Source organism: Nocardia sp. NPDC004722, assembly GCF_053601505.1.
Map to the genome: position 1 here is coordinate 1 of NZ_JBSGBY010000400.1, position 7,944 is coordinate 7,944.

Consider the following 7,944-nt stretch of genomic DNA (forward strand, 5'->3'; position numbering starts at 1 on the left):
TATCCGCCTGGCCAATCCGCGCACGCCCGAGACCGCGAACCAGCAGCTGCTGCGCCGCTCCTACAACTACGACCTCGGCGTCGACGCGAACGGCAATCTCGCCACCGGCCACATCTTCACCTGCTTCCAGCAGGACATCCAGCGCCAGTTCGAGACCATCCAGGAACGGCTGGCAGGTGAGCCGCTCACCGATTACGTGCAGCCGTTCGGCGGCGGCTACTTCTTCGTCCTGCCGGGTGTCATCGACGAGAAGGACTGGTACGCACGGACGCTGCTGAGCTGATCGGGATGCCGCTCAGCCGAGCCGGAAGTCCGCCGGGTCCGGCTCGGCCAGCATGGATTCCATGTGCGCGCGGTCGAACGGCAGCAGGTCGATCGACCCGCCCTCGGTGAAGTACCAGGAGTTGCAGCCGGTGTTCCACACCGTGGGCCCCATGGCGTCGGCGACCTCGGACTCGAACCGATCCGCGGCCTCCTCGGTGACCTCGACGGTGTCGAATTCGCCTGCGCTCCAACGCTGGATCCAGCGGGTGATGTAGCGCGCGGTCACCTCCGCGGCGTGGTGCAGCGGAATCGATCCGGTGGGGGAGTGCGGCCCCAGCACCGTGAACAGGTTGGGGAAGCCCGGGATCGCGGTCATGCGGTAGGCGCGCGGGCCCTTGACCCAGGCGTCGTCGATCGAAACCCCGTCGCGGCCCACCAGATTCATCGGGCGCATGTAGTCGTGCGCGCGGAAGCCGGTGGCCAGCACGATCAGGTCGACCTCGTGGTGGCGGCCGTCGGTGGTGCGGATACCGGTCGGGGTCACGGCCTCGATGCCGGTGGTGATCAGCTCGGCATTCCTGGCGCGCAATGCGCGGTAGTAACTGCCCGACAGCACTTGCCGCTTGCACAGTGGCTCGTAGTCGGGTGTGAGCTGCTCGCGCAGTTCCGGCTGCCGGATCTGCGCCCGCAGACTCAGCCGGGCGTATTCCTGGACCGCGCGCCGCCGCCAGCTGGGCCGGGTGACCACATCGGTGAACAGCTTGGCCCCGGCCATTCCGGCCTGATACAGCGCGCGATTGACCTGCGGCAGCTTGTTGAGCACCGCACCGATGACGGCGGGCTGCGGCAGCCACATGGGAGCCCAGATCACCCACTGCGGGCTGCGCACGAAATGCGTGATGTGCTCGGCCGCGGGCTGCAGGGCCGAAACCACCTGCACGCCGGTCGATCCCGTGCCGATGACCGCGATCCGGCGGCCGTCGGTGGCCACCGTGTCGTCCCAGCGCGCGGTGTGCACCACCGGGCCGGTGAACTCGGCGAGCCCGGGCAGGTCGGGCACGGCCGGATGATGCAGCACGCCGGTGGCGGCGATCACGAAGTCGGCCTCGTAGCGGCTGCCGTCGACGGTCTCGACCGTCCAGCCGGTGCCGGTGAAGGTCGTCGCCACCACCTCGGAGTTCACCCGCACGTGCGGCCGCAGCCCGTACTGCTCGACCACGTCGGCCAGATAGCGCTGGATCTCCGGACCGGGCGCGAACACATGCGACCAGTCCGGCTTCGGCGCGAAGCCGAACTGGTACACCTGCGACGGCACATCGCAGGTCAATCCCGGGTAGTGGTTCCAATGCCACACGCCGCCCACGTCGGACCCCTTCTCCAGGATCACGAAGTCGTCGAACCCGTTGCGCTGCAAGGTGATCGCGCTGGCGATGCCGGACACCCCGGCCCCGATGATCACAATGCGAGGCCGCCGCACCGCAGCACCCATCCCAACCTCCTTGTTGGATACCCTCAGAACTCAAATACTGACGGTATTTGTAACCGGAGGTTATGTCAATCGCCGGATCAGGCGGTCAACACGGTCTGGATGCGATGGCCGGGGTCGAGGGTCCGGCGCAGGGCGGCCAGACGGGGGTAGTTCTGGGCGTAGTAGCGCGAGAGCGGGTCGCCGGGCTCGAGGTAGTTGGCGTAGGCGCCCGCCGAGACCGGGGCGAGGAACTTGTGCGCACCCGTGATCCAGGCCAGCGCGGTGTCGTGCGAGATCGGTTGGTAGGCGCCCCATTCCACCAGGGCGGTGTGGCGTCGCCACGGGAAGGCGGTGGCCTCCGGCGCGATATCGCGGATCGCGCCGTCGAGGGTGTTGATCTGCACCCAGCCGGTGCCGCCCGCCCGCGAGAAGGCGGTGAGGGAGGCGAGGATGCGGTCGATGGCGTCGGCGGAGAGATCGGTGACGACGTCGGAACCATTGGTGAAACTCGCGCGGGGGGAAGTGGCGCTGCCGCCCGCGAGGCAGGTGACGGTGTCCATGTGGTCGAGGGTCTGGGTCTCGACGGTCAGCGGTTGGACGCCGATGGCGTCGGTGAGGGCCGCGACCGCGCCGCCGCCGGTGCCCGCGGGGCAGATCAGCTGCATCCAGCAGTCCAGCGCGCCGTTGCCGTCGGCGTCCACGCTGACATCCGCCCACTGCTCGCGGTCGGCGGTGGCCAGCCAGGCCAGCCAGCCGGTGATCACATGGGCGGCGCTGTCCCCGGTGAACGTCAGTCGCACAACGTCTTTCGCGGTGGCCGGGAAGGTCTCGTAGGTGAGGGAGGTGACCACGCCGAACAGCGGGCCGCCGCCGCGGACAGCCCAGAACAGGTCCGGTCGCGAGGTCGCGGACACCTCGGTGAGCGTGCCGTCGGGCAGCACCAGGGTGGCCGCGGTCAGCCGGTCGCAGGTGACGCCGTAGGCGCGGGATTCGAAGCCGAGCCCGCCGCCCAGGGTGAGTCCGGAGATGCCGACGTCCGGGCACATGCCGGTGGGGATCGTCAGATCGTATTGATCGAGTTCGCGATACACCTCGTAGAGGGTGTGGCCCGGCCCGACCACCGCGCGGCCGTCCTGGACGCTCACCCCGGTGAGCCCGCGCACGTCGATGATCACCGCACCGGTCGTCGTCGAGACTCCGGCGTAGGAGTGCCCGCCGGAGCGGGCTGCCACCGGCAGGTGGTATTCGGCCGCGAATGTCATGGCCGCGACCACATCCTGGGCGTCGGCGGCCTGCACGACGGCGAGGGGCGCCGCGGCGTCGAAACGAGTATTGAAAACCTGCTTGGCCGCACCGTAATCCGTGTCGCCGACCCGGACCACCCGGCCTCGGAGGATGCGCTCCAGCGTGCTCCAATTCGGCTTCCCCCGGCCCGGACCCGAGGAGATGGAGACCGGATCGGCTCCGGACGTGCCGTCCAGTCCCCATAGCGTCAGCGCGAGTCCCACTGCGCCGCCCAGGAATTCGCCGCGCGTGAACCCATGCCGGCCGGGACCCGATCGTGGTGCGCGCATGTGCCCTCCAAGCCGTGTTCTCGCTGGAAAATCCATGTCGGGCAATGGATGCGTGCCTGCCCGGGTTCGATCAATTGTGCCGATACACCCGAGGGTGCACCCGGCTTCGAGCGCGGCCTAAGGCAACTCACAGGCAACCGTGACCGAATGAGCGGCGAGTCGCCGCCCGGGTCGCGTCGCGCCTTGCACACCAGAGACTTTCGCCGGTGGGTTCCCTCACCGCGTGTCGGCAGGCTCCGAGGTACGACGACCCGACCGGGCTGCCCGTGGCGTGATCACGGACGATGGGATCCCAGTCCGTCGCGGAGCAGGTCGTAGGCGCGGTTGGCCGCTCGGACGGCTTCTGGATAGCGTGCCGCGGCGGAGGCTCCGGCGGTGAGGGCCGTGTGGTTCATGACGGCCAGTTCGCGGTGGATGACGATGACCTGGGCGGCGGTGAGGCGGGCGGTGAGGGGGTCGAAACCGTTGTCGCGCAGGGCTTCGGCGAGCGCCTCGGCACTGCGGGCGGTGTAGCGGGTGAGCGCGGTGACCAGGCTTGCGGTGCCGAAGATCAGGGCCACGAAGGCCATGATCTCGGGGGTGTCGTTGAGGCCGGTGTTGGGGTCGCGGTCGCGCAGTGCGTCGAGATACGCAGCGCGTAAGGCATCGAGGGGGGCGTCGGCCGGGTGAGCGCGGACGGTTCGGGCGGCCTCGTCCTCGTGGTCGGCGAACCGTTGCAGGACAAGGTCTTCCTTGGTGGGGAAGTAGGCGAACAGGGTGCGGCGGGAGACGTCCGCCGCCTTGGCGATGTCGGTGATCGACACCTGATCGAAGCCCGATTCGAGGAACAGACGGATCGCGGTCGCGCCGATGGTCTCGCGCAGCCGCGCCTTCTTGTGCTCTCGCAAGCCCATCGGTTCGGTCATGAGAGCACCCTAGCGCATTTGTAGACCAAGTGTATTATTGCACTCAGTCTACTTAAGGAGGGTGCCGTGAACACCGAGGTCATCGTGGTCGGAGCCGGACCGACCGGATTGATGCTGGCCAACGAACTCACGCTGGCCGGGGTGCCGGTGGTCGTGCTGGAACGGCGGATGACGCCCAGCGCCCAGTCCCGGGCCGGTTCGCTGCAACCGCGCACCGCCGAGGTGCTGGACCTGCGTGGACTGCTGGAGCCGCTGCTCGACCGGGCGCTGCCGCGCGGCGAGTTCGGCGGGCATTTCGCGGGACTGCCGGTCGAACTGGATGCCCGGCCCTGGCGCACCCGGCACCCGAATCCCGTTGCTATTCCCCAGGTTCGGCTCGAAAAGTTCCTGGAGCAGCGCCTGGTCGATCAGGGTGTGCCGGTGCTGCGCGGGTACGAGGTGTCGGCGGTCGAGCAGGACGCCGACGGTGTCACGGTCGGCGATATCCGGGGCCGCTATCTGGTGGCGTGCGACGGCGGGCACAGCACGATCCGCAAGCTGCTGGGCGTCCCGTTCCCGGGCACCTCGGGCCAGATCTCCTCTGTCGCGGCAGATCTCACCCTCGCGTCCAAATCCGACCTGGTGCCGACCACGTCCGAGCACTTCAGCCACTACTTCCGCAACGGCGGCGGATACTTCACGATCCTGCATCCGCTCGAGGGGGATCTGTATCGGTTCCTGTTCGGCAAGCAGTCCGGCGAGCGACCCGATCGCGAAACCCCGGTCACCCCGGCGGAAGTCGACGAGGCGCTGCGGGCGGTCTACGGCCCGCAGACGCGGCTGGGGGAGCTGCGGGAGGCGTCCCGCTTCAGCGACTCGACCAGGCAGGTCGAGCGGTACCGCGAAGGCCGGGTGTTCTTCGCCGGGGACGCGGCCCACATCCATCTGCCGGTCGGCGGCCAGGGCGTCAACCTCGGCGTCCAGGACGCCGTCAATCTCGGCTGGAAACTCGCTGCGGCCGTGCGGGGTTGGGCGCCGGATGGGCTGCTCGACACCTATCACGACGAGCGGCATCCCGCCGCCGCCCGCGTGCTGCGCAATACCCGGGCGCAGGGCGTGATCCTCAACCCCGGCCGGGACGAGGATGTCGCCGCGGTCCGGGACCTGTTCACCGAGATGCTCGAGCTCCCCGAGGTCAACCGCTTCGTATCGGGCATGATGTCCGGCCTCGACCTCCGCTACCCCGGCGTCGGCCCGCGCATGCTCGACCTGGACCTGATCACGGCGGACGGCCCGGCCCGGGTCAGCGATCTGCTGCATTCCGGCCGCGCCGTGCTGCTGTCCCTCGACGGCACGCCGCGCTCGATCGACGGCTGGTCCGACCGAATCGACCTGGTGACAGCCAAATCCGAGGAGGATCCGGCCGCGGTCCTGATCCGACCCGACGGCTATGTCGTCTGGTCCGACACCGACCCCGAGCCGCTCGAGACCGCCCTCACCCGCTGGTTCGGCCCCCGCGTGGGGACCGGGCAGGCGTCGACGGCGTGCGTGACGGTTTGAGGCTCGGTGAAGGCGTCGACCGTGTGGGATTCCGGGTGCCAGTCGGCTCCGGTGATCGGGGTCGCGGTATCGAGCAGGACCAGCTCGGCAGGATCGAAAACCCGTGCGCGACTGAGGAACCGCACCCCTTCCGGGGCTTCGAGGCTGAAGCCTGAGCCGCGGCCGGGGACCGCGTCGAGGACCAGCTGGGTGTGTCGCCAGGCGGCGAACTGCGGGCCGGAGATCCAGACCGGGACCTGGTCGTCGGGGGTGGGTGCGGTGGTGGCGAGTTCGCCGGGGGTGAGTCGCAGATCCAGGACGCCGAGCAGGACGTCGCGGTCGCCGATGATGAAATCGCTTGCGGGATAACACATCGGGGCGGAGCCGTCGCAGCAGCCGCCGGACTGGTGCAGCAGTAGCGGGCCGTGCGTGGCGCGGAGGCGACGGAGCAGGTCCATCGCCTCCGCGGTGATGCGCACGCGCCGCGGCGGGGCGGGCGTGGCCGACATCAGAAGAAGCCCTGGGCCTTCGGGGCGTAGCCGACGAGCAGGTTCTTGGTCTGCTGGTAGTGGTCGAGCATCATGCGATGGTTCTCGCGGCCGATGCCGGACTGCTTGTAGCCGCCGAACGCCGCGTGCGCGGGGTACTGGTGGTAGGTGTTGGTCCACACCCGCCCGGCCTGGATGTCGCGGCCCGCGCGGTAAGCGGTTTCGCCATCGCGCGACCAGACGCCCGCGCCGAGCCCGTAGAGGGTGTCGTTGGCGATCTTGATGGCGTCGGCGTAATCGTCGAACGAGGTCACCGAGACCACCGGGCCGAAGATCTCCTCCTGGAAGATCCGCATGGAGTTGTCGCCGGTGAAGATGGTCGGCGCCACGTAGTAGCCGCCGGACAGGTCGCCGCCGAGATCCACGGGCTCGCCGCCGGTGAGCAGCTTCGCGCCCTCGCTCTTGCCGATCTCGATGTAGGACAGGATCTTCTCGTACTGGTCGTTGCTGGCCTGTGCGCCGATCATGGTGTCGGTGTCGAGCGGATCGCCCTGGCGCACCAGTTCGGTGCGGGCCACCGCCCGGGCCAGGAACTCGTCGTAGATGCCGGCCTGGATGAGCGCGCGCGACGGGCAGGTGCACACCTCGCCCTGATTGAGCGCGAACATGGTGAAGCCTTCCAGGGCCTTGTCGGTGAAACCGTCTTCGGCGGCAAGGACATCGGAGAAGAAGATGTTGGGGCTCTTGCCGCCGAGTTCGAGGGTGACCGGGATCAGGTTCTGCGACGCGTACTGCATGATGAGCCGCCCGGTGGTGGTCTCACCGGTGAAGGCGATCTTGCGGATGCGCGGGCTGGAGGCCAGCGGCTTGCCCGCCTCGACGCCGAAGCCGTTGACGACATTGACCACGCCCGGCGGCAGCAGATCCGCGATGAGTTCCATCAGGAACAGGATCGAGGCGGGGGTCTGCTCGGCGGGCTTGAGCACCACCGCGTTTCCGGCGGCCAGCGCCGGGGCCAGCTTCCAGATCGCCATCAGGATGGGGAAGTTCCAGGGGATGATCTGCCCGACCACGCCCAGCGGCTCGTGGAAGTGGTAGGCGACGGTGTCGGCGTCGATCTCCGAGAGCGAACCCTCCTGTGCGCGTACGGCTCCCGCGAAGTAACGCAGGTGGTCGACGGCCAGCGGGATGTCGGCGGCGAGCGATTCGCGGATCGGCTTGCCGTTGTCCCAGGTCTCGGCGAGCGCGATGGGCTCGAGATGCTGCTCGATCCGGTCGGCGATCTTGTTGAGGATGTTGGCGCGCTCGGCCACCGAGGTCTTGCCCCAGGCGGGCGCGGCGGCATGCGCGGCGTCGAGGGCCAGTTCGATGTCTTCGGCGGTGCCCCGGGCGATTTCGCAGAAGGTCTGCCCGGTGACCGGGGTGGGGTTCTCGAAGTACTGCCCCTTGACGGGTGCGACCCACGCGCCGCCGATCCAGTTGTCGTAGCGGGATCGATAGGTCATGACGGCATCCGGGCTGCCGGGGCGGGCGAAGACGGGCACGGGAACTCCTCGTGACGACGGATAGGCGGCTGATGTGATCCACGACACTACGAGCGGTCTCGTTGCAGCACGGTTGCAAGAAACTGGTCAGATGCCCAGTCTCTGATTGTGGAGTCGAACCTGTTCCCGCACTTGGGAATACAGTGCCGATCCGGTATCCAATGCGTTCAAATACGCCGTCCA

Annotated in this window: 7 protein-coding genes; 2 read left to right on the top strand and 5 right to left on the bottom strand. The window is 68.6% G+C overall.

Translation table 11 applies throughout. The features are described 5' to 3' along the window. On the top strand, positions 1 to 283 hold a 283-nt coding region (locus ACWELQ_RS30900), incomplete at its 5' end, for a Dyp-type peroxidase (RefSeq protein ID WP_452400556.1). A 12-nt stretch (positions 284 to 295) separates the two neighbouring features. Here ACWELQ_RS30900 and ACWELQ_RS30905 read toward each other — a convergent pair. The 3 genes from ACWELQ_RS30905 to ACWELQ_RS30915 all read right to left on the bottom strand — a co-directional run bounded on the left by ACWELQ_RS30905 (position 296) and on the right by ACWELQ_RS30915 (position 4,211). Then, positions 296 to 1,753, bottom strand: a complete 1,458-nt coding sequence (locus ACWELQ_RS30905; RefSeq protein WP_452400557.1) for a flavin-containing monooxygenase — start codon at positions 1,751 to 1,753, stop codon at positions 296 to 298. A 77-nt stretch (positions 1,754 to 1,830) separates the two neighbouring features. Then, positions 1,831 to 3,306, bottom strand: coding sequence for an FAD-binding oxidoreductase (locus ACWELQ_RS30910; RefSeq protein ID WP_452400558.1), 1,476 nt, complete (start codon positions 3,304 to 3,306; stop codon positions 1,831 to 1,833). Positions 3,307 to 3,581: 275 nt separating this feature from the next. Beyond that, complete coding sequence (locus ACWELQ_RS30915; protein WP_452400559.1) at positions 3,582 to 4,211, bottom strand: TetR family transcriptional regulator; 630 nt, start codon at positions 4,209 to 4,211, stop codon at positions 3,582 to 3,584. A 66-nt stretch (positions 4,212 to 4,277) separates the two neighbouring features. On the opposite strand from ACWELQ_RS30915, the gene ACWELQ_RS30920 reads away from it, so the two are divergent. After that, positions 4,278 to 5,750 (top strand): FAD-dependent monooxygenase, encoded by a 1,473-nt coding sequence (locus ACWELQ_RS30920; protein WP_452400560.1) that lies wholly within the window; start codon positions 4,278 to 4,280, stop codon positions 5,748 to 5,750. Here the strand turns inward: ACWELQ_RS30920 and ACWELQ_RS30925 are convergent. Continuing rightward, positions 5,639 to 6,238: a DUF779 domain-containing protein gene (locus ACWELQ_RS30925; RefSeq protein ID WP_452400561.1), complete on the bottom strand. Its 600-nt coding sequence runs from the start codon at positions 6,236 to 6,238 to the stop codon at positions 5,639 to 5,641. The genes ACWELQ_RS30920 and ACWELQ_RS30925 overlap by 112 nt on opposite strands. Next, positions 6,238 to 7,761 carry an aldehyde dehydrogenase gene (adh, locus tag ACWELQ_RS30930; RefSeq protein WP_452400562.1) on the bottom strand — a complete coding sequence of 508 codons (1,524 nt, stop codon included), beginning with the start codon at positions 7,759 to 7,761 and terminating at the stop codon, positions 6,238 to 6,240. Before adh ends, ACWELQ_RS30925 begins: the two co-directional genes overlap by 1 nt. Positions 7,762 to 7,944: the final 183 nt, after the last annotated feature.

Excerpts from the sequence above, each read along its gene's own strand:
- ACWELQ_RS30910 (WP_452400558.1), bottom strand. The coding sequence starts at position 3,306 with ATGCGCGCACCACGATCGGGTCCCGGCCGGCATGGGTTCACGCGCGGC.
- ACWELQ_RS30915 (WP_452400559.1), bottom strand. The coding sequence starts at position 4,211 with ATGACCGAACCGATGGGCTTGCGAGAGCACAAGAAGGCGCGGCTGCGC.
- ACWELQ_RS30905 (WP_452400557.1), bottom strand. The coding sequence starts at position 1,753 with ATGGGTGCTGCGGTGCGGCGGCCTCGCATTGTGATCATCGGGGCCGGG.
- ACWELQ_RS30925 (WP_452400561.1), bottom strand. The coding sequence starts at position 6,238 with ATGTCGGCCACGCCCGCCCCGCCGCGGCGCGTGCGCATCACCGCGGAG.